This is a genomic window from Pseudomonas sp. (assembly GCF_051660785.1).
In the GTDB taxonomy this organism is placed as follows: Bacteria; Pseudomonadota; Gammaproteobacteria; order Pseudomonadales; family Pseudomonadaceae; genus Aquipseudomonas.
In genome coordinates this window covers 45,229-70,292 of the sequence record NZ_JBOFQE010000046.1, presented here as the reverse complement: position 1 = coordinate 70,292, position 25,064 = coordinate 45,229, and the positions used below count along the sequence as shown (strand labels likewise).

Annotated in this window: 22 protein-coding genes; 7 read left to right on the top strand and 15 right to left on the bottom strand. The window is 60.7% G+C overall.

Annotated features, from left to right (window positions below; translation table 11 throughout):
* Positions 1–148 precede the first annotated feature (148 nt).
* Genes ACRC4F_RS11515 through ACRC4F_RS11505 form a run of 3 tightly spaced genes read left to right on the top strand, consistent with a single transcriptional unit; the run spans position 149 to position 3,591 of the window.
* Positions 149–1,252 carry a polyamine ABC transporter substrate-binding protein gene (locus ACRC4F_RS11515; protein WP_438659430.1) on the top strand — a complete coding sequence of 368 codons (1,104 nt, stop codon included), beginning with the start codon at positions 149–151 and terminating at the stop codon, positions 1,250–1,252.
* Positions 1,253–1,282: 30 nt separating this feature from the next.
* Positions 1,283–2,701 (top strand): aminotransferase, encoded by a 1,419-nt coding sequence (locus ACRC4F_RS11510; RefSeq protein WP_438659429.1) that lies wholly within the window; start codon positions 1,283–1,285, stop codon positions 2,699–2,701.
* Positions 2,702–2,754: 53 nt separating this feature from the next.
* Positions 2,755–3,591 carry a helix-turn-helix transcriptional regulator gene (locus ACRC4F_RS11505; RefSeq protein WP_438659428.1) on the top strand — a complete coding sequence of 279 codons (837 nt, stop codon included), beginning with the start codon at positions 2,755–2,757 and terminating at the stop codon, positions 3,589–3,591.
* A 175-nt stretch (positions 3,592–3,766) separates the two neighbouring features.
* Here ACRC4F_RS11505 and paaZ read toward each other — a convergent pair whose 3' ends face one another.
* The 8 genes from paaZ to paaA all read right to left on the bottom strand — a co-directional run bounded on the left by paaZ (position 3,767) and on the right by paaA (position 11,715).
* On the bottom strand, positions 3,767–5,836 hold the full coding sequence (paaZ, locus tag ACRC4F_RS11500) for a phenylacetic acid degradation bifunctional protein PaaZ (protein ID WP_438659427.1): 2,070 nt from the start codon (positions 5,834–5,836) through the stop codon (positions 3,767–3,769).
* Positions 5,837–5,865: 29 nt separating this feature from the next.
* On the bottom strand, positions 5,866–7,512 hold the full coding sequence (locus tag ACRC4F_RS11495; protein ID WP_438659426.1) for a cation acetate symporter: 1,647 nt from the start codon (positions 7,510–7,512) through the stop codon (positions 5,866–5,868).
* The gene (locus tag ACRC4F_RS11490; RefSeq protein WP_438659425.1) at positions 7,509–7,817 is read right to left on the bottom strand and encodes a DUF485 domain-containing protein; all 309 of its coding nucleotides are present in this window, start codon (positions 7,815–7,817) and stop codon (positions 7,509–7,511) included. The genes ACRC4F_RS11495 and ACRC4F_RS11490 overlap by 4 nt, the downstream gene beginning before the upstream one ends.
* A gap of 199 nt (positions 7,818–8,016) precedes the next feature.
* Positions 8,017–9,093 (bottom strand): 1,2-phenylacetyl-CoA epoxidase subunit PaaE, encoded by a 1,077-nt coding sequence (gene paaE, locus ACRC4F_RS11485; protein ID WP_438659424.1) that lies wholly within the window; start codon positions 9,091–9,093, stop codon positions 8,017–8,019.
* Positions 9,094–9,126: 33 nt separating this feature from the next.
* The gene (gene paaD, locus ACRC4F_RS11480; protein WP_084321006.1) at positions 9,127–9,660 is read right to left on the bottom strand and encodes a 1,2-phenylacetyl-CoA epoxidase subunit PaaD; all 534 of its coding nucleotides are present in this window, start codon (positions 9,658–9,660) and stop codon (positions 9,127–9,129) included.
* Positions 9,647–10,408 (bottom strand): 1,2-phenylacetyl-CoA epoxidase subunit PaaC, encoded by a 762-nt coding sequence (gene paaC, locus ACRC4F_RS11475; RefSeq protein ID WP_438659423.1) that lies wholly within the window; start codon positions 10,406–10,408, stop codon positions 9,647–9,649. The genes paaD and paaC overlap by 14 nt, the downstream gene beginning before the upstream one ends.
* Positions 10,409–10,416: 8 nt before the next feature.
* Complete coding sequence (gene paaB, locus ACRC4F_RS11470) at positions 10,417–10,698, bottom strand: 1,2-phenylacetyl-CoA epoxidase subunit PaaB (protein WP_438659422.1); 282 nt, start codon at positions 10,696–10,698, stop codon at positions 10,417–10,419.
* Positions 10,699–10,725: 27 nt separating this feature from the next.
* Positions 10,726–11,715, bottom strand: a complete 990-nt coding sequence (gene paaA / locus ACRC4F_RS11465; protein ID WP_438659421.1) for a 1,2-phenylacetyl-CoA epoxidase subunit PaaA — start codon at positions 11,713–11,715, stop codon at positions 10,726–10,728.
* A 358-nt stretch (positions 11,716–12,073) separates the two neighbouring features.
* Here paaA and ACRC4F_RS11460 point away from each other — a divergent pair, with 358 nt between their 5' ends.
* Positions 12,074–12,808: a hypothetical protein gene (locus tag ACRC4F_RS11460; protein ID WP_438659420.1), complete on the top strand. Its 735-nt coding sequence runs from the start codon at positions 12,074–12,076 to the stop codon at positions 12,806–12,808.
* A 414-nt stretch (positions 12,809–13,222) separates the two neighbouring features.
* On the opposite strand, the gene paaK is transcribed toward ACRC4F_RS11460, so the two are convergent.
* The 6 genes from paaK to paaF form a co-directional block, all read right to left on the bottom strand.
* A complete protein-coding gene (paaK, locus tag ACRC4F_RS11455) occupies positions 13,223–14,548 on the bottom strand; it encodes a phenylacetate--CoA ligase PaaK (RefSeq protein WP_438659419.1) in 1,326 nt (441 codons plus the stop codon).
* A gap of 99 nt (positions 14,549–14,647) precedes the next feature.
* On the bottom strand, positions 14,648–15,859 hold the full coding sequence (gene pcaF, locus ACRC4F_RS11450) for a 3-oxoadipyl-CoA thiolase (protein ID WP_438659418.1): 1,212 nt from the start codon (positions 15,857–15,859) through the stop codon (positions 14,648–14,650).
* A complete protein-coding gene (gene paaI, locus ACRC4F_RS11445) occupies positions 15,852–16,301 on the bottom strand; it encodes a hydroxyphenylacetyl-CoA thioesterase PaaI (protein WP_438659417.1) in 450 nt (149 codons plus the stop codon). Before paaI ends, pcaF begins: the two co-directional genes overlap by 8 nt.
* Positions 16,294–17,811 (bottom strand): 3-hydroxyacyl-CoA dehydrogenase PaaH, encoded by a 1,518-nt coding sequence (paaH, locus tag ACRC4F_RS11440; protein WP_438659416.1) that lies wholly within the window; start codon positions 17,809–17,811, stop codon positions 16,294–16,296. Before paaH ends, paaI begins: the two co-directional genes overlap by 8 nt.
* A 3-nt stretch (positions 17,812–17,814) precedes the next feature.
* Positions 17,815–18,606, bottom strand: coding sequence for a 2-(1,2-epoxy-1,2-dihydrophenyl)acetyl-CoA isomerase PaaG (paaG, locus tag ACRC4F_RS11435; RefSeq protein WP_438659442.1), 792 nt, complete (start codon positions 18,604–18,606; stop codon positions 17,815–17,817).
* Between the two features lie 34 nt (positions 18,607–18,640).
* Positions 18,641–19,414, bottom strand: a complete 774-nt coding sequence (paaF, locus tag ACRC4F_RS11430) for a 2,3-dehydroadipyl-CoA hydratase PaaF (protein WP_438659415.1) — start codon at positions 19,412–19,414, stop codon at positions 18,641–18,643.
* Positions 19,415–19,775: 361 nt separating this feature from the next.
* Here paaF and paaY point away from each other — a divergent pair, with 361 nt between their 5' ends.
* The 3 genes from paaY (at position 19,776) to feaR (ending at position 22,499) form a co-directional block, all read left to right on the top strand.
* Positions 19,776–20,372, top strand: coding sequence for a phenylacetic acid degradation protein PaaY (gene paaY / locus ACRC4F_RS11425; RefSeq protein ID WP_438659414.1), 597 nt, complete (start codon positions 19,776–19,778; stop codon positions 20,370–20,372).
* 203 nt (positions 20,373–20,575) lie between these two features.
* Entirely contained in the window at positions 20,576–21,499 is a 924-nt protein-coding gene (gene paaX, locus ACRC4F_RS11420) for a phenylacetic acid degradation operon negative regulatory protein PaaX (protein ID WP_285436084.1), read from the top strand.
* Between the two features lie 85 nt (positions 21,500–21,584).
* Positions 21,585–22,499, top strand: coding sequence for a transcriptional regulator FeaR (gene feaR / locus ACRC4F_RS11415; protein ID WP_438659413.1), 915 nt, complete (start codon positions 21,585–21,587; stop codon positions 22,497–22,499).
* A gap of 231 nt (positions 22,500–22,730) precedes the next feature.
* Here feaR and tynA read toward each other — a convergent pair whose 3' ends face one another.
* Entirely contained in the window at positions 22,731–25,007 is a 2,277-nt protein-coding gene (gene tynA / locus ACRC4F_RS11410; protein ID WP_438659412.1) for a primary-amine oxidase, read from the bottom strand.
* Positions 25,008–25,064: the final 57 nt, after the last annotated feature.

The following is a 25,064-nucleotide window of genomic DNA, read 5'->3' as shown; positions in this document are numbered from 1 at the left end:
CAAGTCAACGAAACTGCTGCTTTTTGCCATGTCGGGCCATCGCCAGGCTCACACACCCATTCGGGGTATGGCGCGATTTACTGAATCGACCAATAGTGGATTCATCCGCTCATCCAGATCGGAACTCGCTTGATAAGGTGAATTTGCTATGCGCAAGGCCTTCTTGGTGATGCTTGGTGCGTTAATGGCGCCGCTGTCGGCAGGCGTCCACGCCGCCGAAGTGGACGATAGCAACACGCTGCGGTTGTATAACTGGGCGGATTACATCGGCGAAAAAACCATTGCCGACTTCCAGAAAACCACCGGCATCAAGGTGATTTACGACACCTTTGACGCCTATGAAACGGTTCAGGCCAAGTTGCTGACCGGCCACTCCGGCTATGACCTGGTGGTGTTGAACGCCTCCCTCGCGCCGCCGCTGATCAAAGCCAAAGTGTTCCAGCCGCTCGATAAGAAGTTGCTGCCGGGCTGGACCAACCTTGACCCGAAAGTCTTGCAGGACTTGCAAGGGTTTGATGCCGGTACGCTGTACTCCGCGCCCTATACCTGGGGCAGCAACGGCATTACTTACAACGTCGACAAAATCCTGGAGCGCATGCCGGACGCGCCAATTGGCTCGCTGGCAATGATCTTCGATCCGAAAATCGTTTCGCGCTTCGCCGATTGCGGCGTGACCCTGGTCGATGCGCCCACTGAAGTCATTCCACTGGCCCTGAAGTACCTCGGGCGCGATCCGAGAAGCGCCGCGCCGGCCGATCTGGAAGCGGCGCAGGCGTTGCTGTTGTCCATCAGGCCTTACATCCGCAAGTTCGACTCGGTCAACTACCTGACCAGCCTGCCCAATGGCGATGTGTGCATGGCCATGACCTGGTCGGGCGATTACGCAACCGCCATGGCCCGCGCCGAAGAAGCCAAGTTGAAGATCAAACTGGCCTATTTCATTCCCAAGGAAGGTTCGCTGATCTGGTTCGACAACTTGTACATCCCCGCCGATGCGCCCCACGTGGCCAACGCGCACAAGTTCCTCGATTACTTGATGCAGCCACAAGTCATGGCGGACGTGACGGACTTCATTCATTACGCCAACAGCAACGCGGCGGCGACACCGTTAGTCCACGCCGATGTGCGCAACAACCCGGCGATTTATCCCGATGACGAAACGCGACAGCGGCTGTTTCCGCAAAAGACCCAGGACGCGAAAGAGATGCGCGCCATGACCCGGGTCTGGAGCACGGTGAAGAGCGGGATTTGATCGTTTAATTGTTCGGTTTGAGGTTTTTTTATGGCGACTCCAATCAAGAAAGTTGTGTCCGACGTTGATAACGCGCAACTGATAAAAGCCGACAAAGCGCACTACATGCACGGCTATCACATGTTCGACGAACACGCCGAACAGGGCTCCCTGAACATTGTTGCCGGCGACGGGGCCTATATTTACGACACCGAGGGCAACCGCTTTCTGGACGCGGTCGGCGGCATGTGGTGCACCAACATCGGTTTGGGTCGTGAAGAAATGGCACTGGCGATTGCCGATCAGGTCCGTCAACTGGCGTACTCGAACCCGTTTTCCGACATGTCCAACAACGTCGCCATCCAGTTGTGCGAGAAACTCGCCAGCCTTGCGCCCGGCGATCTCGATCACGTGTTCCTGACCACCGGCGGTTCCACCGCGGTGGACACCGCGTACCGCCTGATTCAGTACTATCAGAACTGCCGTGGCAAACCGGAAAAGAAACACGTCATCGCCCGTTTCAACGCCTATCACGGCTCCACCACCCTGACGATGTCGATCGGCAACAAGGCCGCCGACCGCGTGCCGGAATTCGATTACGCCAACGACAAGATTCACCACGTCTCCAACCCCAATCCTTACCGGGCGCCGGAGGGTATGGACGAGGCGCAGTTTCTCGAGTTTCTGATCAAGGAATTTGAAGACAAGATCCTCTCCATCGGCGCGGACAAGGTCGCGGGCTTTTTTGCCGAGCCGATCATGGGCTCCGGCGGCGTGATCATTCCACCCAAGGGCTATCTGAAACGCATGTGGGAAGTCTGTCAGCGCTACGACATTCTGTTTGTCGCCGATGAGGTGGTGACGTCGTTCGGGCGTTTGGGCAAGTTTTTCGCCTCCTGGGATCTGTTCGATGTTCAGCCGGACATCATCACCACGGCTAAGGGGCTGACGTCGGCTTACTTGCCGTTGGGCGCCTGCATCTTTTCCGACCGTATCTGGAAAGTCATTGCCGAACCCGGCAAGGGCCGCTGCTTTACCCACGGCTTCACCTACAGCGGCCATCCGGTGTGCTGCACGGCAGCGTTGAAGAACATTGAAATCATCGAGCGGGAAAATCTGCTGGAGCATGTCGATGTCGTCGGCGCGTATCTGGAACAGCGATTGGCGACACTCAGCGACTTGCCGCTGGTGGGCGATGTGCGCTGCCAGAAGTTCATGGCCTGCGTGGAATTCGTCGCCGACAAACGCACCAAGGCGTTGTTCGCCGACGAGATCAACATTGGCGAAATGATTCACTCCCGGGCGCAGGCCCGAGGGTTGCTGGTACGGCCGATCATGCACCTCAATGTGATGTCGCCGCCGCTGATTCTGTCCTGTGCGCAGGTGGATGAAATCGTCGAAATCCTGCGGGTGTGCATCCTTGAAGTGGCGGGCGAACTCGAGCAAAACGGCCAGTACTTCGGCCAATGAGTTCGTCGACTCCGCGGTTAACAGGTGCCGGTTCACCGGCTAGACTGCGGGGCATGAGTAAACCAAACGACGACACATTGATCGCCTTGCCCTTCGGCGCCTTGCATAAATGGCACGGCGAGCTGCGCCAGGCGTTCGCCCATATCGATGAGCCCGACGCGTTGCAATTCCTGGCGTCGGCCTTCGGGCATCTGGTGTCTATCGAATCGGTAATGATCAGCCTGGAGCACAAGGACCGTCCGCCGCAGTTGCTGTATCAGCGCGGCATACCGGAAAAGTACCGGGAGTCGATCATCGACCGCTATTTTTCCGGCGGCTACTTGCTTGATCCGTTTTGCCTGGCGGTGGAGCAGGGGCTGGCCGAGGGGTTTTATCACCTTGAGGATATCGCCCCGGACAACTTCTTCGACAGCGAGTACTACAAGACTTATTACTTGAAGGCCGGGAGTTCGGAAGACAGTTTTTACATTGTCGATACCGGCAATGACACCAAGGTGTCGGTGAGCCTGTTCCAGGGTTTTGGCGGGGAAGGGCTGCGGGTTGAGCAGCTGAATCTGCTGCGGGCGGTTGAGCCGCTGGTGCGCGAATTCATCAGCGAATTTGGACGTCGGGGCTTGCAGCACAGCAACGTCAATCAGGGTGTGCGTGACGATCTAAGGCAACGCGTGCAGTCAGCTTTCGAGCAGTTCGGTTGCGACTTGCTCACCGAACGCGAGCGGGAAGTGGCGCACATGGTGCTCCGCGGCCACTCCGTGAAGTCCACGGCCAGCCAGATGAGTATCTCGCCGGAGACCGTGCGCATGCACCGCAAGAATCTATATCTGAAGTTGAATATCGGTTCACAGTCGGAGTTGTTTGCGCTGTTTATCGAATGGCTGCGCAAGCACTGACCCAACTCTACAACCCACCCAAGCCCCCCGTGGGAGCTAGCCTGCTAGCGATGAACGTCAACGATAACGCGTGCTGTCTGAATGAACGCGGTGTCTGAGCGTCCATCGCTAGCAGGCTAGCTCCCACATGGGATTCAGGTTGACCACACCCTCTGTGATCAACCAAAAATCCTGATCAGTCTTCGCGTTTAACGACCAACGTCAGGATGTCATAGCTGGCAACCAACTCTCCCAACTGATTCGTCACCTCCACATCCCACGCCACCACACCTTGCGGAATCCCCTGCGGGCTCTTCTTCCCCTGATCAATCTTGCGCTTGCAGGTCAGGCGCGCCTGAATCGTGTCACCTATCCCCACCGGAGTAATGAAGCGCAACGTGTCCAGACCATAGTTGGCCAGCACTGGCCCCGGCGCGGGGGACACGAACAAACCGGCCGCCGCCGACAGCACAAAGTAGCCGTGGGCAATGCGCTTGCCGAATTGCGATTCCTTGGCGGCGATGTCGTCGAAGTGCATGTAGAAGTGGTCGCCGGACAGGCAACCAAAGTTCACCAGATCGGCCTCGGTCACGGTGCGACGGTGAGTCAGCAGTGATTCGCCGATCTGCAAATCCTGAAAGAAGCGGCGGAACGGATGCACTTCGGTCTCGATGACCTTGGCGCCCCGCACGTATTCACCGGTGACCGCCGCCAACATGGTCGGAGAGCCTTGCACCGCCGCGCGTTGCAAGTAGTGTTTCACCGCACGCAGACCACCGAGTTCTTCACCGTCACCGGCACGCCCCGGGCCGCCGTGTTTGAGTTGTGGCAGTGGCGAACCGTGGCCCGTGGATTCAGCGGCGGAGTCGCGGTCGAGCACCAGCAAGCGGCCGTGCCAGGCAGCGGCGACCGGGATTGCCTTGGCGGCAATTTGCGGGTCTTTGGTGATCAAACTCGCGACCAGGCTGCCTTTGCCGCGAGCAGCCAAGGCCAATGCTTCGTCCAGATCGTCGTAAGCCATCAACGTGCTGACCGGCCCGAACGCTTCAATATCGTGAGCACCACCTTCGGCGTGCGGATCGCGCGATTGCAGCAAAGTCGGCGCAAAGAACGCACCCTGGCTGACGTTTTCACCGCGTGGTTCGAAGCCGTCGCGGGCCCCGAACAGCATGTCGCTGCTCTGCAGCAGGCTTTCCAGACGCTCGGCGACGTCTTTTTGCTGATCGTGGGAGGCCAGTGCGCCCATGCGCACGCCTTCAACCGACGGGTCGCCGACCACCACTTTCTTCAGTCGGTCACGCAGTCGAGTGGCGACGGCATCGATGTGTTTGGCCGGAACGATGGCGCGGCGAATGGCGGTGCATTTCTGCCCGGCCTTGGTGGTCATTTCCCGGGCGACTTCCTTGATGAACAGTTCGAATTCTTCGTCGTCCGGCGAAACGTCCGGGGCGAGGATCGCGCAGTTCAATGAGTCGGCTTCGGCGTTGAACGGCACCGAGTTGCGGATCAGGTTCGGGTTGACCCGCAGCTTGGCGGCGGTGTCGGCGGAGCCGGTGAAGGTCACTACGTCCTGGCCTTGCAAGCGGTCCAGCAGATCACCGGTGCTGCCGATGATCAATTGCAGACTGCCCGCCGGCAGCAAGCCGGATTCGTCCATCAGTCGAACCACCGCTTCGGTCAGGTAACTGGTGGCGCTGGCCGGTTTGACGATGCACGGCATGCCGGCAAGAAAGCTCGGCGCGAATTTTTCCAGCATGCCCCAGATCGGGAAGTTGAATGCGTTGATGTGCACCGCGAGGCCACCACGGGGCACCAGGATATGCGTGCCGGCGAAGGTGCCGAGTTTGCTCAGCTGCATGGCCGGGCCTTCGTGGACGATGTTGCCCGACGGCAACTCTCGCGAGCCGAGGCTGGCGTAGGTGAACAGCGTGCTGTTGCCGCCTTCTATGTCGATCCAGCTGTCAGCGCGGGTGGCGCCGCTGTGGTGGGAAATGGCGTAGAGCTGCTCTTTGCGTTCGCTCAGGTACAAGGCCAGGGCCTTGAGACGCTGGGCGCGTTGCTGGAAGTCCAGCGCCATCAGGCCGCTGACGCCCTGGCGGCGACCGTGTTCGACGGCTTCCGCGAAGTCCGGGCGCTCCTCGTGGGTGCGCGCGATTTCATGGCCATCGATGGCGCTGCGCAGGATTTGCGCGCCGTGTTGGCCGATCCAGCGACCGGCGATGAAACTTTGCAGGGTAGGGGCATGCAGTGTAGGTGAAGAGGGCATCACGATTCCTCCGGGTTATGAAAAGGGGATTAGTGTTTGCTGGCGCCCGAGGCGCCGATGCCGGTCATGGAGCGGATGAACTGCGCCAGGTAACGGCCTCGTTCAAGGGCTGCACGGGGTGATTTGTCGGTGACGGAAAACAGCCAGGCGCTGAAGAACGCCAGGCTCATGGAAAACAATGCCGGGTTGGAGTACGGGAACAGCGCCTTGTCGTGATGCATGACGTTGACCCAGACCGCCGGGCTCAGCACCAGCAGGACGATCGCCGAGACCAGCCCCATCAGGCTGCCGAGCACCGCGCCGCGAGTGGTCAGGCCTTTCCAGTACATCGAAAGGAACAGCACCGGGAAATTTACCGAGGCGGCAATGGCCAGCACCAGGCCGGACAGGAATGCGATGTTCTGCGATTCGAACAACAGGCCAAGGATGATTGCCAGCACGCCGATGCACAGCGTGGCAATGCGCGAAACGCGTATTTCTTGCTGCTCGCTGGCCTGACCCTTGCGCATCACGCAGGCATACAAATCGTGGGACACCGCCGACGCGCCGGACAGCGCCAGCCCGGCAACCACCGCGAGAATAGTGGCGAAGGCGACCGCCGAGATGAAACCGAGGAACAGGTTGCCACCCACGGCCTGGGCCAGGTGCACGGCGATCATGTTGCCGCCGCCGATGATCGCGCCGCTGGCATCGCGGAACGCCGGGTCGGTGCCGACCATCACGATCGCGCCGAAGCCGACAATGATCAGCAGCAGGTAGAAGTAGCCGATGAAACCGGTGGCGTAGAACACGCTTTTACGCGCTTCCTTGGCGTCGCTGACGGTGAAGAAGCGCATCAGGATGTGCGGCAGGCCGGCGGTGCCGAACATCATGCCCAGCCCCAGCGAGATCGCATCGATGGGGTTGGACAGCAAACCGCCGGGCGCCATGATCGCGTTGCCCTTGGCGTGCACGGCGGTGGCGCCGGCAAACATCGCTTCGGTGCTGAAACCGAAATGCTTGAGCACCATGAACGCCATGAACGTGGTGCCGAACAGCAGCATCACCGCTTTGATAATTTGCACCCACGTGGTGGCGAGCATGCCGCCGAAGGTCACGTAGAACACCATCAATACGCCGACCAGCATGACCGCGTAGAGGTAGTCGATGCCGAACAGCAATTCGATCAGCTTGCCGGCGCCGACCATCTGCGCCACCAGGTACATCAGCGCCACGGTCAGCGTGCCGAATGCCGAGGTCAGGCGCACCGGGGTTTGTTCCAGACGATAGGAGACCACGTCGGCGAAGGTGTATTTACCGAGGTTGCGCAGGCGTTCGGCGATCAGGAACAGAATGATCGGCCAGCCGGCCAACACGCCCAGGGCGTAGAGCAAACCGTCGTAGCCGTTGAGGAACATCATCGCCGAGATGCCGAGGAAGGACGCCGCCGAGATCATGTCCCCGGCAATCGCCAGGCCATTCTGGAAACCGCTCATGCCACCGCCTGCGGTGTAGAAATCGCTGGCCGAGCGGGTGCGCAATGCAGCCCAGCGGGTGACGCCGAGGGTGAACAGCACGAACACCAGGAACATGCCGATGGCGTTCCAGTTCAACGGGCGGGATGCGCCGTCGGCCGCGACCGCCATGTCGGTGACCACTGCCAGCGGCAGCAGGAATAACGCCAGAAGACGGCTCATCGGGCGCACTCCTGCTTGAGTTTTTCGTTGAGCGGATCGATCACGTTGTTGGCGCGATAGACATAGAAACCGGTCAGGGCGAAGGCCAGTACCACGATCACCACACCGACCAGCATGCCCACCGAGGTCACGCCGCCGCTCAGGGATCGGCCGAGGGTCGCGGGGGAGAACGCCACCAGCAAGACGAAGCCGAAATAGATCACCAGCATGATCAGCGACAGCGACCAGTACAGGTTCTGTTTGCGGCGTACCAACTGGATAAAGTCGGGGTGCTGGCGGATGAGTTCTATGTCTTGGGGTGTCATGAATGGCGTCCTTTTTGTTTTTGTTATGGGTTCAACAGTGGATCTGGGATATCACCGGACAACTGTGGGAGCGAGCCTGCTCGCGATAGCGGTGGATCAGTCGACATCAATGTTGGCTATGAGTCCGTCATCGTCGGAACGCCGCCCGGAGCCGGCTCGCTCCCACAGGGGACGGTGTGGTTCCTGTGGGCGCGGTGTTTCAGAGCTGATCGAAATCGAGCACAACCTTGTCGCTCACCGGGAAGGCCTGGCACGACAGCACATACCCGGCAGCCACTTCGTAGTCTTCCAGGGCGTGGTTGCTGTCCATGTCCACTTCGCCTTCGATGACTTTGCATTTGCACGTCGAACACACGCCGGCCTTGCACGAATAGGGCAGTTCGGCGCCCTGGGCGTTGCCGGCGTCGAGGATGCTCATGCTGTTGCGCGGCAGGTCGAACGCCAGGGCGCGGCCATCGCTGATGACGGTGATCTGACTGACAGCGGCATCCACTTGTCGAGCCGCCTCGCGAGCCTCGCGTTTTTGCGCGCTGCCGGCAGCGGCAAACAGTTCAAAGTGGATTCGCTCGGCCGGCATGCCTTTGGCCTTGAGGCTGTCGCGCACGGTTTCGGTCATCTCCTGCGGGCCGCAGATGAACGCCGCGTCGAGGGCCTTGACGTCGAGCCAGCGGGAGAACAGTTGCTCGCATTTCTCGGCGTTGATCCGACCGTTATAGAGGTCGACATCCTGCTGTTCGCGGCTGAACACGAAGATCAAATTCAAGCGCTGCAAGTAGTGGTTCTTCAGGTCTTCGAGCTGCTCGCGAAACAGCGCGCCGGAGCTTGAGCGGTTGCCGTACAGCAAGGTGACGCGGCTGTGCGGTTCGGTTTGCAGGGTGGTCTTGATGATCGACAGGATCGGTGTGATGCCGCTGCCCGCCGCGACGGCCAGATAATTGCCATGGCGAGCCGGGTCGAGGTCGACATGAAAATGCCCGGCGGGCGGCATGACTTCCAGGCTGTGCCCGGCCTGCAACTGCTCGTTGGCAAACGCCGAGAAACGGCCACCGGCCACACGCTTGATGGCAACGCGCAACTCACCGTCGTTGACCCCGGTGCAGATCGAATAGGAGCGGCGCACTTCTTCGCCGTCCATCTGGGTACGCATCACCAGGTGCTGGCCTTGGGTGAAGTGAAAGCTGTCTTGCAGGTGCTGCGGAATCTCGAAGGCGATGGACACGGCGTCACGGGTTTCGGCGCGCACGTCCTTGATGGTCAGGCTGTGAAATTTACTCATTTTTATTCTCCAGCTGGGACGGCCGATCGCCGCTCAGATGCACTTGAAATAGTCGAACGGTTCCCGGCAATCGACGCAGCGATACAACGCTTTGCACGCGGTGGAACCGAACTCGCTGAGCACTTCGGTGTGGGCGCTGCCGCATTGTGGGCAGACGATCACCGGGCTTTCGCCGAGCAGGCTGCGCTTGCTGGTGCTGCCCTCGGGCGGCGCGATGCCGTAGGCGCGCAGGCGTTCGCGACCGCTGTCGGTGATCCAGTCGGTGGTCCACGCCGGGGTCAATTTGCGTTCCAGTTGCGGCGCCCTGAAGCCGGCGAGTTCCAGCGCATCGCGGATGTCGCTTTCGATCACTTCGGTGGCGGGGCAGCCGGAGTAGGTCGGCGTGACCACCACGTGCAGATGACCGGCCTGCCAGTCGAGATCGCGCACGATGCCGAGGTCGACGACGCTGACCACCGGCACTTCCGGGTCCATGACCTGCGCCAATGTTGCCCAGGCCGCCGCCAGATCAGTCGGTTGAGCCGGCCGGGCGCCGAGGTCGCTGGCGATCAGCTCACCAGGTTGCATCGGGGTACGCTCGTGGCAGGAATTGCATCTCGGCCAGCAGAATGCCGAGGTGTTCGGTGTGCAATCCCTTGCGTGCATTCAGGTAGAAATAACTCGGAGCCACCGGCACGGGCAGGGTGGCGCTGGCGAAGATTTCGTTGACCTTGGCTTGCCACGCAGCGGCGACTTGTGCGGTGTCCGGGGTGATGCCGGCGGCGTGCAGGCGTTGTTCGCTGTCGTCGGCACTGGTCAGTTCAACGGTGAAACGCCAGACCTCAGGGATCGCCGCAAGCATGCGTTTGTGGCTTTCTTCGGTACCGTCACCGAGGCGCTCGACCCATTCGCCGGAGCGGCGCAGGTGATAGGTCACTTCCTTGACCGCTTTGGCGGCGATCCCGGCGATGCGTTCGTCGCTGGACTGGCTCAGGCCGCTGAGCACTTGCAGGTGCCAGGCGTCGTAGAGGAATTGCTTGAGGATGGTCACCGCGTAATCGCCGTTGGGCTGTTCCACCAGCAACAGATTGCGGTAGGCCCGCTCATCACGGCGGAACGCCAGGTGATCGGCGTCGCGACCGTCGTTAAGCAGTTCTGCGGCGTATTCCAGCCAGTTGCGCGCCTGGCCGACGAGGTCGAGGCCGACGTTCATCAGCGCCAGTTCTTCTTCCAGTGCCGGCGCCTTGCCGCACCATTGGCACAGGCGCTGGCCCTGGATCAGGGCGCTGTCGCCGAGGCGCAGCAGGTATTCGATCAGATCAGTCTGGTTGTTCATGGTCGACCTCACATGTGCCCGACTTCGGCCGGCAGCTCATAGAAGCTGGCGTGGCGGTAAATCTTGTCGTCCGACGGGTCGAACAGCGGGTCTTTCTCATCCGGTGACGAGGCGGTAATCAGCGCCGAGGGCACGACCCACAGGCTCACGCCTTCGCTGCGGCGGGTGTACAACTCCCGTGCGTTCTCGATGGCCATGATGGTGTCGGCGGCATGCACGCTGCCGACATGCTTGTGGTTGAGGCCGTGCTTGCTGCGCACGAAGACTTCGAAAAGGGTCCATTCAGACATTTCATTGACTCCACATCAGGTGGCCGATCAGGCGGCGTTTTTGTTCTGTTTTTTACGAGCGTGGGCGACCGCGGCTTCGCGGACCCAGGCGCCGTCTTCAATGGCTTTGCGGCGGGTGGCCACACGTTCCTGGTTGCACGGGCCGTTGCCCTTGAGCACTTCGTAGAACTCGCTCCACTGGATTTCGCCAAAGTCGTAGTGGCCGCGTTCGGCGTTCCATTTCAGGTCCGGATCGGGGCAGGTGCAGCCCAGCAATTCGAGTTGGGGAATGGTCTGGTCGATGAAGCGCTGGCGCAGTTCGTCGTTGCTCTGGCGCTTGATTTTCCAGGCCATGGACTGGGCGCTGTTCGGCGAGTGTTCGTCGCTTGGGCCGAACATCATCAGCGACGGCCACCACAGGCGGTTGATCGCGTCCTGGACCATGTCTTTTTGCGCCTGATTGCCGTGGCGCATCATGGTCAGGAGGATTTCGTAACCTTGGCGCTGGTGGAAACTTTCTTCCTTGCAGATGCGCACCATGGCCCGGGAGTAGGGGCCATAAGAGGTGCGCTGCAACACCACCTGGTTGACGATCGCGGCGCCATCCACCAGCCAGCCCACCGCGCCCATGTCGGCCCAGTTCAAGGTCGGGTAATTGAAGATGCTTGAGTACTTGGCCTTGCCGCTGTGCAGCCTGGCGATTTCTTCGTCGCGGTCGGCGCCGAGGGTTTCCATGGCGCTGTAGAGGTACAGGCCGTGGCCGGCTTCGTCCTGGATCTTGGCCATCAGTTGCAGTTTGCGTTTGAGCGATGGTGCGCGGGTGACCCAGTTGCCTTCGGGCAGCATGCCGACGATTTCGGAGTGGGCGTGCTGGGAGATCTGCCGGATCAATGTCTGGCGATAGGCATCTGGCATCCAGTTTTTGGCTTCGATCTTTATTTCTGAATCGATTTTTTCCTGGAAGGCGCGTTCCTGTTCGGACATTTCCGACAGGTCTTTTATGCGCTTTACGCCTGTTTCTACGAGCTGTGCGTACATTTGGGGTCTCCCGCCTTGAATCTGATCGAGGGCATGGAGAACTTTATAAGCGATACATAAATTAATATCAAACAGAAAATAACGTGTCGTATTGTTTTTTGTGTCGCTTTGGGATGAATGGTTGTTGCGCGCACCTGTACACCCTTGTCCTGTAGCAGCTGTCGAGCCTTGGTGAGGCTGCGTGCTTTTTGTGCTTTTGTGCTGATAGAACGCAGCTCGCCAAGGCTCGACAGCTGCTACAGGAGAGGGGGGCGTGAGGGCGAATTCTGGACAGCCTAATGGCTACTTAGTAGCATCCGCGGCATACGGATCTTTCTCCTGCACGTCGATCGACGTGGGGTCTAAAAAAGGAATCGAAATGCACACCTTCACCCATGCCGATAAAACCGTTGTTTTCACTGTCTTGAGCGGTGAAGTGGTGGGCAGCGAAAAACTCAGCGAGACCCGTGTGACCACCACGGGCGGCGTTCCTGTGAACGGCAAGGATGGGGATCTCACGCCGGTGCGCGTCAGTTCGGTGTCGATCATCAACCATGAGTTCTGGGTCAAGACCCCGGACGGCGTCGAGCACGATGTGAAGCTGCGCGGCGTGGACATTCCGTTGCGCACGGGCCAGCAAATCTCGCTCATCAGTGCCCTGAAAAAGGACGGCTCGCCGCTGCACACCATCTTGCTCAACCATACGGCCTCCAAGCGCTGGATTCTGCGTGACGCGAGCGTGTTGAATACCGAGCTGGAGTTGACGCCTTTCAACTGGAAGACCGTGCTGATCGTGTCTGGGTTGTGCGTCGCCGGCATTGCCACCGCCGGGCTCGGCCTGCTGGCGGCGGGGGGCTATCTTTGCTACGCGTTGTATCAGGGGGGACAGCGTAAGAAACTGCTGGTCAGCGACCTGAATGCCTACCTCTCGAAGCTGGACACTCTGGCCGCCAGCCGTACTCCGGCGCCAAGTCCTGTTCAAGTTGAAAGCCCGGTCCAGGCTGAACTGACCTTTCAGCTTGAAAGTCCTGTTCCGGCGCAAACTGTGGTCGAGCCTGAAAGCCCTGAGCTGAACAGGGACAGCGTGCGCCGGGCGCTGTCGCGTAATCTCTGAGGGGCATGCCCATGTGAGGGGAATCGAAGGCAAAGGCACCGAACGAAAGGGGCAGAAGCGCTTTGGTGACTTTGCGCCGGGCCGCGCAGGCTTTTCGAAAGTGACCCGCCGTAAGGGCGGAACCAATAGCCGCCGCTACCGCAGAAATGGATATGTACACCTGAAAGAAAATGGTCGGCTGCCAGGCCGCCATCGCGAGCAGGCTCGCTCCCACAGGGGACAGGGTGCATCCGCAAAAGCCGGGTCGGCTGCCAGGCCGCCATCGCAGGCAAGCCAGCTCCCACAGGGACCGGGTGCATCCGCAAAAGCCGGGTCGGCTGCCAGGCCGGCATCGCGAGCAGGCTCGCTCCTACAGGGGGAGGGGGTTCACCCAAAAAAAAGCCCCGCAACAGCGAGGCTCAAAGGGTGTAGCAGTCATCCTTTAGGACGCTTGTCCATCACATGACAAGCCTTGCCCTCAGACCGCTTGATCGAATGCATCGGCTGCAAAACAATCCGCGAACTGATCCCGATATACGTCTTGATATGCCGACTCAACTCGGCACAGACCGCCTTCTGCTGGTCATCCCCCAGATGCTGATGCTCAGCCTTGAGCTCCACATGCACATCCACGCTGTCCAGATTTCCGTTGCGATACAGATGAATCTCATAACACTCCGCCAGCTGTTTGATCTTCAGCACCTGCTCCTCGATCTGCGTCGGAAACACGTTAACCCCACGAATGATCAACATGTCATCACTGCGCCCGGTGATCTTGTCGATCCGCCGCATCGGCCGCGCAGTCCCCGGCAGCAAACGCGTCAAATCGCGAGTGCGATAGCGAATCATCGGCAGCGCTTCTTTGCTCAGTGAGGTGAACACCAGCTCGCCCATCTGCCCGTCCGGCAGCACTTCGCCGGTGATCGGATCAATGATTTCCGGATAGAAGTGGTCTTCCCAGATCGTCGGCCCGTCCTTGGTTTCGGCGCATTCCATGGCAACACCCGGCCCCATGATTTCCGAGAGACCGTAAATGTCGAGGGCAGTAATGCCCAGGCGGTTCTCGATGGCGCTGCGCAGTTCGGCAGTCCACGGCTCGGCGCCGAAGATGCCCAGGCGCAGGGCCAGTTTGTGCGGATCGATGCCCTGGCGCTCGATTTCATCGGCGATGTTGAGCATGTACGACGGCGTGACCATGATGATGTCCGGCTGGAAATCCTTGATCAGCTGTACCTGTTTCTCGGTCTGCCCGCCGGACATCGGAATCACCGTGCACCCCAGGCGTTCGGCACCGTAGTGCGCGCCAAGGCCTCCGGTAAACAGGCCGTAGCCATAGGAAATATGCACTTTGTCGCCACGCCGGCCACCCGCCGCGCGGATCGAGCGTGCGACGACGTTGGCCCAGGTGTCGATGTCGTTCTGCGTGTAACCGACGACCGTCGGTTTGCCGGTGGTGCCGCTGGACGCGTGCAGGCGCACGATGTCGTGCATCGGTACGGCGAACATGCCATACGGATAGTTATCGCGCAGGTCGGTTTTGGTGGTGAACGGAAACTTCGCCAGGTCTTCCAGGGACTTGATGTCGTCCGGGTGCACGCCCAACGCATCGAAGCGTTGGCGGTACAGCGGCACATTGTTGTAGGCGTGATTAAGGCTCCAGCGCAGACGTTCCAGCTGATGCTGGCGCAGTTCGTCAATGCTGGCGGTTTCCAGCGGGTCCAGCACGGGATCAAGCACGGATTTGGCAATTGGCATGTTCATGACTTCACTCGAATTATTTTTGTGTTTCGGCCCTTCTACACAAGGGCTTTGAGTGCATGCCCCAAGGATACCTCTCGGCTCCTCGGGAATCGCGGTTCTTTAGTCGGACAGTCGCTCGATGATCAGCGCGATGCCCTGGCCGACGCCGATGCACATGGTGCACAAGGCGTAGCGACCCTGACGTTCTTCCAGTTCATGCAGGGCGGTGGTCACCAGCCGCGCGCCGCTCATGCCCAGCGGATGGCCGAGGGCAATCGCGCCACCGTTGGGGTTGACCCGCGCATCGGTGTCGCTCAGGCCCAGCTCGCGCAACACCGCCAGACCTTGCGCGGCAAAGGCTTCGTTGAGTTCGATCACGTCCATGTCGGCGAGGCTCAGCCTGGCCAGTTCCAGCACCTTGCGCGTTGCCGGCACCGGGCCGATGCCCATGATCCGTGGTTCTACACCGGCAGTGGCCATCGCCACGACCTGCCCGCGCGCCTTCAAACCATGGCGTCTGGCAACTTCCGGGCTGGCGAGCAATAGCGCACAGGCGCCGTCATTGACCCCGGACGCATTGCCGGCGGTGACACTGCCGCCTTCGCGAAACGGCGTACCGAGTTTCTGCAACTGCTCAAGCGTGGTGTCACCGCGCGGGTGCTCGTCATGCTCGACGACTTTAGCCGGGCCTTTACGCTGAGGGATTTCTACCGCGACGATTTCCTTGGCCAGGCGCCCGCTGGCCTGGGCGGCGCCGGCACGTTGCTGGCTGCGCAGGGCAAAGGCGTCCTGATCGGCTCGAGAGATGTTGAACTGCTCGGCGACGTTCTCGGCGGTCTCCGGCATGGAGTCGATGCCGTAGGCTTTTTTCATCAGCGGATTGACGAAGCGCCAGCCGATGGTGGTGTCGTAGACCTGTGCATCGCGAGAAAACGCCTGCTCGGCCTTGCCCATCACCAACGGTGCACGGGACATCGACTCGACGCCTCCGACCAGCATCAAACCGGCCTCGCCACAACGAATCGCCCGCGCTGCCGTGCCAATAGCATCCAGCCCGGAACCGCACAAACGGTTGAGCGTGGTGCCGGGTACGCTGACCGGCAACCCGGCCAACAGCGCCGACATGCGCGCGACGTTGCGGTTGTCTTCGCCGGCCTGGTTGGCGCAGCCGTAGATCACGTCATCCACGGCATTCCAGTCGACTTGCGGGTGACGGCGCAGCAGTTCGCGCAGCGGCACCGCGCCGAGGTCGTCGGCGCGCACGCTGCTCAAGGCTCCGGCGTAGCGGCCGATCGGGGTCCGCACCGCGTCGATGATCAAGGCGTCATTCATTCGGATTCTCCTGCGTCAGCACAGCGCCGCGCACTTTGTAGGATTTGCCATGGAACAGCGCGATCAGCTGGCCCAGTTGGTTTTCAATGCGTACGTCGTAGTTGCCGGTGCGACCGGAACGGCTTTGCTCGGTGCAGTCGGCATTCAAGGTGTCGCCCAGGCGTACCGGGGCGATGTAGTCGATGCTGCAACCGATGGCCACGGTGGCTTCGTTGTAGCTGTTGCAGGCCAGGGCAAACGCCGAGTCGGCGAGGGCGAACAGGTAGCCGCCGTGGCAGGTGCCGTGGCCCTGGATCATGTCGGCGCGCACGCTCATGCCGACGCGGGCGCAGCCTGGCGCGACGGAGAGCAGGCGCATGCCCATGGCCTGGCTGGCGGTGTCGCGCTTGAACAACGCTTGTGCGCAGTCGCTCGCCAGGTTCATGGCTTCATGGTTAGTCATGGAACGTTCTCCCTTCAGCGACCCGGCGGCGCAACAGCAGCGACGGCCGATAACGTTCTTCGCCGTAAATCGCTTGCAGGTTTTCCAGCACGTTGAGGATGTGCGAAAGGCCAATGGCATCGGCCCAGGCCAGCGGGCCTTGCGGATAATTGACCCCGGCACGCATCGCCAGGTCGATGTCGGCGGCCGAGGCCACGCCTTGCAACACGGCGTCGGCGGCTTCGTTGGCGAGCATTGCGACAGTGCGCAGGACCGCGAGGGCCGGGCTGTCGCTGAGCGCGCTGAGGGTGAATCCGGCCCGTTGCAGCAATGCGACACCGTGTTCGAGGGCGACGGGGTCGATATCTGCCACGTAGCTGATGGCGAGGCGGCTGGCCTTGCCGTAGTCGAAAGCCAGGTCCAGCAGGATCAGGTTGCGCAGGCCATCTTCCCTGGCACGCTGACAGGCCATGCGCCCGTCGCTCAACGCCAGCACCGCGTCGCCGACCCGCAACAGGCCTTGGCCATCGCGCTGAATGATCTCGATGTTGTGTTCACGCAGGCGTGGGATCAGCGCGTTGGCGATACCCAGATCACCTTCTACAACGCAGGTTTCAACGGCGTGTTCGCTGCTGATGGACGTTGGTTGCGCACGCTCGGTGCCTTCGCCATAGCGATAGAAGCCATGTCCACTTTTCCGACCCAGACGCCCGGCATCCACCAATTCTTTCTGGATCAGCGAAGGCAAGAAGCGGGTGTCGCCGTAAAAGGCGTCGAACACCGAGCAGGTGACGGCGTAGTTGACGTCGTGGCCGATCAAATCGGTCAGTTCAAACGCGCCCATGGCAAAACCACCGGCCTCGCGCATCAGTGCATCCAGCGTCGGGCAATCTGCCGCGCCTTCCTGGAGCAAACGCAAGCTCTCGGCGTAGAACGGGCGCGCGACACGGTTGACGATAAAACCCGGCGTCGAGCGGGTGTGCACCGGTTTTTTGCCCCAGGCTTTGGCGGTGTCGTACAGGCATTCAGCCAACGCAGGATCGCTGGCCAGGCCGGAAACGATTTCCACCAGCGCCATGACCGGCGCCGGGTTGAAGAAATGCAGGCCAAGCAGACGGTGCGGGTGATTCAGTTGCGCAGCGGTGCTGGTGATCGACAGCGAAGAAGTGTTGCTGGCGAGAATGCAGTGCTCGCTGCAGATCTCTTCCAGCTTACGGAAGAGGGCGCGCTTGACCTCAAGTTTCTCGACGATGGCTTCGATGATCAGCTCGCAGTCGGCCAGCGCTTCGATGGCTTCAACCGCTTGCAGGCGCGCAATCGTTGCGCTGCGTGACTCGGCGGACAGTTTGCCGTTCTCGACCCGTTTGCCCAGTTGCCGGTCAATGCCGTCGATGGCTTGCGCCGCCGCGCCCGGCCGATTGTCCAGCAGCAGCACCGGATGGCCGGCCTGTGCGGCGACCTGTGCAATGCCGGCGCCCATGGCCCCGGCGCCGATCACCGCGACGCGTGCGTTGGAATTCAGTGCGGTCATGGCTCAGCGTCCCTTGAAGCTTGGGCTGCGTTTTTCCATGAAAGCGCTGACGCCCTCACGGTAATCTTCGCTGCGCCCGGCGAGACGTTGCAGGTCTTTTTCCAGTTCGAGCTGTTCGTCGAAGGTATTGCTCAGGCTGGCATTGAGGCTGCGCTTGATCAGCGCCAGGCCGTAAGTCGGTTGAGTGGCCAAATGGCGCGCGAGCGTCAGGGCTTCATTGCGCAATTCGGCGTCGTCCACCACGCGGTAGATCAAACCCCATTGCTCGGCTTGCTCGGCGCTCAGGCGATTGCCGAGCAACGCCAGCGCTTTGGCGCGAGCCATGCCAACCAGGCGCGGCAAGGTCCAGGTGCCGCCGGAGTCGGGGATCAAACCGATTTTGCAGAAGGCCTGAATGAAGCTCGCCGAACGCGCGGCCAGCACTAGATCGCAGGCCAGCGGGATATTGGCGCCAGCCCCGGCGGCCACGCCATTGACCGCGCAGATCACCGGCAACGGCAGGTCGCGCAACTGGCGGATCAGCGGGTTGTAGAACTTCTCGATCGATTCGCCCAGGTCCGGCACGGCACTGCCCGGCGCGACATTGCGGTCGCTGAGGTCTTGTCCGGCGCAGAAGCCGCGACCTTCACCGGTCAGCAGCAACACGCGCACGTCGGGGTTCTGCCGGACCTGTTTCAGCGCTTCCTTCACTTCACCATGCATCTGCGCGTTGAAGCTGTTGAGCTGGTCCGGGCGATTGAGGCTGAGCAGGGCGACGCCGGCCTCGATGGAAAACAGGATGTGTTCGAAGTTCATGGTCATGGCGCTCTCTGAGAAGTCGTTCGAAGGGTTATTGCCCGGTGAAGGTCGGCGTGCGCTTTTCCTGAAAAGCGGCAATGCCTTCGTCGCGGTCACGTGTACCGGCCAGCACGGTGAAGGCGTGGCGCTCGAAACGCAGGCCGCTGGCGAGGTCGGTGTCCATCGCCTTGAGCAGTGCCTCCTTGGCCAGGCGCACCGCCAACGGCGCTTTGCCGGCAATGCTGCGGGCGATGTGCAGGGCGCGTTCGACGGTGAATTCCGGTTGGGTCACTTCGCTGACCAGGCCGGCACGCTGGGCCTGGCGGGCGTCGATCGGCTCGCCGGTCAGGACCATTTGCATGGCCATGGATTTGCCGACGGCGCGCAGCAGACGCTGGGTACCACCGGCGCCGGGCATGATCCCGAGGTTGATTTCCGGCTGGCCGAAGCAGGCGTCTTCCCCGGCGATGATGATGTCGGCGTGCATCGCCAATTCGCAGCCACCGCCGAGGGCGAAGCCGTTGACGGCGGCGATCAGTGGTTTGCTGAAACGGGTGATGGTCTGCCATGACGCCTGGCGCGGGTCGTCGAGGATGCCGACCAGAGTGCGCTCGGCCATTTCCTTGATGTCGGCTCCGGCCGCAAAGGCTTTGCGGCTGCCAGTCAGGACCACAACACGGGTGGCGGGATCGGCTTGCGCGGCGTTCAGTTCTTCCGCCAGTTCACCGAGCAATTGGGTGGTCAGGGCGTTCAGCGCTTGCGGGCGTTGCAAGGTAATCAAACGAACGCCCGGCTCGATGATCTCGACAGCAAGGGTTAGAGGCATGGCGGATGCCCTCACGGTGCACGCTCGGCTGTGATGCCGGCTCATTATTGGATCGGCGCGGTAGGCCGGTTTTGCCGGAGTATACCTATAACGTGATACGCAAATACAATAGTAAAATTGATTTAATGTGTCTTATCGGTGTTGTTTTGGTTTTAAGATGCTGGCCAGGATCGTGGTCGTTGCGTGCTTAGAGTCCCGTTTTTACTGGGTTTTATCGGGGTTTTTCGTGAAAGGAACTCGCGGTTTCCGGTGGACTTCATAAGTGATACGGTTTTTGTGCTTTGTGATTGTAAAAGCGATGTGATACAAAATGACCCTGCATCGGCATCGCTTTGTGAATGCCCTATAAAGGGAACGCCCCATGACTTGCTACAGCCTTGATGGCTTGACCCCGGTGGTTGATCCCACTGCCTATGTTCATCCGTCTGCCGTGCTGATCGGCGACGTGATCATCGGCCCCCATTGCTACGTCGGGCCGCTGGCGAGTTTGCGCGGGGATTTCGGGCGGATCGTGCTGGAGGAGGGCGCTAACCTGCAGGACACCTGCGTGATGCACGGTTTCCCGGACAGCGACACCGTGGTCGAACGCAACGGCCACATTGGGCATGGTGCGGTGTTGCACGGTTGCCGGGTCGGCGCCGATGTACTGGTGGGGATGAACGCAGTGGTGATGGACAACGCGCACATTGGCGCACGCTCATTCGTCTCGGCGGCTGCGTTCGTCAAAGCCGGATTCGAATGCCCCGAGCAGTCCCTGGTGATGGGCGCACCGGCCAGCGTCAAACGCAGCCTCAGCGATGAAGAAGTGTCGTGGAAGCAGGCGGGCACCCGCGAGTATCAGCAACTGGCCAAGCGCTGCCTTGAACAGATGCAGGTTTGCGAGCCGCTGAGCGAGCCGGAACCTGACCGACCGCGTATCAGCGACAGCGGATTGCGGCCCAAGAACAGCACCCTGTGAACACCATTCCCTGTGGGAGCGCCTGTGGCGAGGGGATTTATCCCCGTTGGGCTGCGAAGCGGCCCTGAAGATTTCAGCTGCAACGTAGATTTTTACGACTGCTTCGCAGCCGAACGGGGATAAATCCCCTCGCCACAGGCGCTCCCACAGGGGATCGCGATAATTCGGTATATTCCTTTTCTTTTTTTCAACCCGGTACGCCCATGTCGTCCCTGACACCCTTGAACCACCTGATCACCCGATTCCAGGAACAGACGCCGATCCGCGCCAGCTCCCTGATCATCACGCTGTATGGCGATGCCATTGAACCCCATGGCGGCACGGTGTGGCTGGGCAGTCTAATTCAGTTGCTCGAGCCCATCGGCATCAACGAACGCCTGATCCGCACCTCGATTTTCCGTCTGACCAAAGAAGGCTGGCTGACCGCCGAGAAAGTCGGGCGCCGCAGCTACTACAGCCTGACCGGCACCGGTCGCCGGCGGTTCGACAAGGCCTTCAAGCGGGTCTACAGCTCCACCGTGCCGGCGTGGGATGGTTCCTGGAGCCTGGTGATGCTGACGCAACTGACCCAGGACAAGCGCAAACAAGTGCGCGAAGAGCTGGAGTGGCAAGGTTTTGGTGCGATCTCGCCGGCGGTGCTGGCCTGTCCGCGCAGTGACCGTGCCGACCTCAACGCGACCTTGCTCGATCTCGGCGCCCAGGAAGACACCATCGTTTTCGAAACCACCGCGCAAGATGTACTGGCCTCCAAAGCCCTGCGCTTGCAGGTGCGCGAGAGCTGGAACATCGAAGAGCTGGCAACCCATTACAGCGAGTTCATCCAACTGTTCCGACCGCTCTGGCAAGCGCTTCGCGAGCAGGAAAACCTGCAACCTTCCGACTGCTTCCTGGCACGCGTCCTGCTTATTCACGAGTACCGCAAGCTGCTGCTGCGCGACCCGCAATTGCCGGACGAATTATTGCCCGGCGACTGGGAAGGCCGTGCCGCTCGCCAGTTGTGCCGCAACATTTACCGGTTGATCTACGCCAAGGCCGAGGAATGGCTCAACAGCGCACTGGAAACCGCCGACGGACCGTTGCCAGACGTGGGCGAGAGTTTTTATCGACGCTTTGGCGGGCTGAAATAACCCGTCATCGGTCAAGGAGCGGTGCTGTTCAGGAGAACCTGTGGATTGGCGTAGATAATAAAAATAAGCCTGCGTGAGGCCTGACATGATTTCTTCAATTGCACAGCGCCGTGATGGATTTGATCAGTGGATCCATCAGATCAATCAGATCTGTGGCGCCTTCGACGCGCAAACCCTGGGCGCCGGGTTTTCCGGGCAGATCCGCGAACACCAGAGCGGCGCCCTGAAACTCAGTTTTGTCGACGCCTGCCAGGCGCGGCTTTACCGCACGCCGGCGCAAGTCGCGGCGGGTGAGGGCGGCAAATACTTTGCCGTGTTCCAGCTCGACGGCACGGCCGGCATGGCCCAAGGCGACAACAAGGTCTTGCTGTCGGCCGGGGACATCACGCTGATCGACGCCGCGCGCCCCAGCGACTTCACCTACAGTGAAAACTCGCGGCAGTTGTCGCTGATTCTGCCCTCGCATCTGGTGGAGCAAACCCTGCGTTTCAATCAGGTCAAGTGCGGGCACCGGATCGCCGCCACGTCACCGTTGGCGATGCTGTCGCACCGACTGATTCTCGATGCCACGCGTCAGGACAACCTGAGCCTGCAAGAAAGCGAGGCGACGCTGGAGGCGATTGTCAGCCTGCTGCGCCCGGCCATCAGCCAGACCGACGAGTGCAGTGATGTGCATGAGCGGGTCTTCCGCAAGACCCTGGATTGCATCGACGAACACATCCGCTCCGAAGAGCTGTGTCCGGAATGGCTGGCACGGGAAGTGGGAATGTCGGTGCGTGGCCTCTATCGGATCTTCGCGAAGAAGGGCCTGGTGGTTGCGCGCTACATCAAGAATCGGCGCCTGGATTTGTGTGCTGAATCCCTGCGCCAATCGGGCACCGAGCAGAAGCTGTCGGTATTGGGTTACTCGTGGGGGTTTTCCGATTCGAGCCACTTCTCCACAGCGTTCAAGACACGCTTCGGCATAGCACCCGGCGAGTACCGCAAAAAACACGCCTGAGATCCCCTGAATACACACATTCTCCTGTGGAAGTGAGCCTTTGTGGCGAGGGGATTTAGCGAAACGTCGCACCGCCCCGTTGGGTCGCGTAGCGGCCCCAAACCTGTAATCGCGATGCGTCAGATAGAACGCATTCACCGGGTTTGCGACTGCTCCGCAGCCGAACGGGGCGGTGCGACGGTTCGCTAAATCCCCTCGCCACAAAGGCTCACTTCTACAGGGGAGATGTGTTTACTTGGGGACGTTGAGGTTCAGCGTCGGCGTCTCGTCAAAGAAATTCCACGGCTTGAGCAGCACATGCACCCACTCGGTCGGCATGATCGGCCACTCCTCAGCCCGCGCAATGTGCGTAGTGCCTGTGGTCAACCACACCACATCGTCGGTGTTTTCAATCGACTGATTATCGTGGGTGAACTGCCCCAGCCCCGAATCCTTGTCCGACCGGTTCGGGTATTTGCCTTCCGGGTATTTCTCTTGCGGGTCGTAGCGCGTCACCCACAGCTGTTTGTCCATGAAGCTCAAGCGGTGATAAAGCCATTCGTCCTTGGCGAAATTGGCGCCCTTGGCCACCGGGTGCGTGCCGCCAGCGTACGGAATCAGCTGATAGGAAACCGGGTTGCCGACTTTGTTTTCCTTGCTGAAATTGGTCAGCAGGCGCACGGTCGACGGGTCGAATTTTTGCGCGGCGTGCTGTTCAGTACCGACCACGTGTTGCTCGGTTTGCATCGTGCTGGTGCGCGGTCCGCCACGGTCATTCGGTGCAACCACCGGGTTCACTTCCACCAGCGAGTTGTTTTCGCCGTCCACGTCCATGTCGAGGCGGAAGTTGTAGATGTGCTGGTGCGTGGTGCCGACGATGTTGTGGTCCAGCAGCGTGCCGTAGCGGGTGTCTTCCTTGGCCGTGGCTTCGTGCATGGTTTTCGATTTCACGCCTTTGACCGCTTCGATCCCCGTGGCGCCAGCATCGATACCGAGGGTGCCGTTCTGCTGGAAGACCCAGTCGAAGATGTAATCGTAGTTGCCGACGGTACTGATCCAGCGCACCACCAGTTCACGGCGCTCGGTGCTGAGGTTGGGCTGGCCCATTTCCTGGTGTTTGTATTCCGGGCCGGCGTAACGCTCGAACACCGCCATGGCGCGGGGGATCGAGGTCGGCGCGCCGGTGTAGTCGGCAATCGTGGCGTCCAGCAGCACGGCGTTATCCGGCGCGTCCTTGCCGCGTGCAATCGGCGAGGTCAAGGTGCCCATGCCGTAATCGCCCGAGTCGAGGTAAGCCTTGAAGTACCAGCCGCCGTCGGGGTCGCCGTAGGGCACGATCATTCCGCCCAGCGAGCCTTCGTACATGATTTTGCGTTTCTTGCCCTTGTCGTCGTAGGTCACCGTGGACAGGATCGGCCCGACCCGCGAATCGAGGCGGACGTGGAAGTCCCAGTTCTGCCAATGAATGCTGTTGCCGGTGATGGTGTAGTTTTTACCTTCCGGCTCAATGATCTCCAGCGGCTTGACCGACGTGCCGTTACGCCCGCGCCCGTCATACGGCGTGGGTTTCATCGGCACCGGGATCAGCGCGTCGTCCTCGATCTTGATCAGCTTCTTCTGCTCAAGGTCGACAATCGCCACCAGCCCTTCGATCGGATGCGCCCAGTAATTGCCGTCACCGGTGTTGAGGTAACTGACGATTTTCAGCAGCCGCTTGTCCTGCGCGAGACCGTCCTTGCCGTCGAAGTAACCCACCGTCAACGGCGTGGCCACGACCTTCTTCACATCGCTGATACCACGCTTGGCCAGTGCTTGCGCGTATTCGGGGCTTGCTTCAACGGCCGATTGCACGGTGACGAAGTCGTCCAGCAGCACCATGCCATGGGCGCCTTCAACGGGTTTCCACGACATGAGTGTCTTGCTGTCGAGATCGACCAGCGCCTCGATCACATGCTTGCCGTCGAGCACCACGATGCTGGCCTGGCGCGGCTGTGTAACGTTCTGGCCGGTGTAGACGAAATTCCACACCTGATCCTTCGGCGGCTCATTGACCGACACTTCGGTGAAGCGAAAACCGGGTTTGTAGTGCTCCGATTGCTTGACGATGTCCACCGCGCTCTTGATTTCACCGGCACTCAACGGGTTGAGCGGGTTAGGGCGGGTCTCGACGACAAAGGTCTTGTCCAGGCCGGACTGGAACACCTGGTTGATGAAGTCCTTGGACATGAACGCCGTCTTGTCCTTAAACACCACCGGCACCGACAGCTCCATGCGTTTGCCATTGAGCACGGCGACTTTGCTGCCGGGTTTGACCTTGAGGTAGACACCGTCCTTGGCAATCACGAACAGGTCGGCGTAGTCGTCCCACTTGACCGTGGCACCGAACGCCTCGAGGGTCGATTGCAGCGGCACCATTTCGGCGGCCCCGCCATGAGCCTGGGCGTTGGGCATCCAGCATGGCAATGCAAGGGTGCCCAAGGTGATGGCCAGCGCGAGGCGGGCCAGCGGTTTTCTTTTTAGAAGCAACATGGGCTTGAACATTTCCGGATTCCAGGGGAAAGCAGGTGGCTGGCACACCTGCACTTT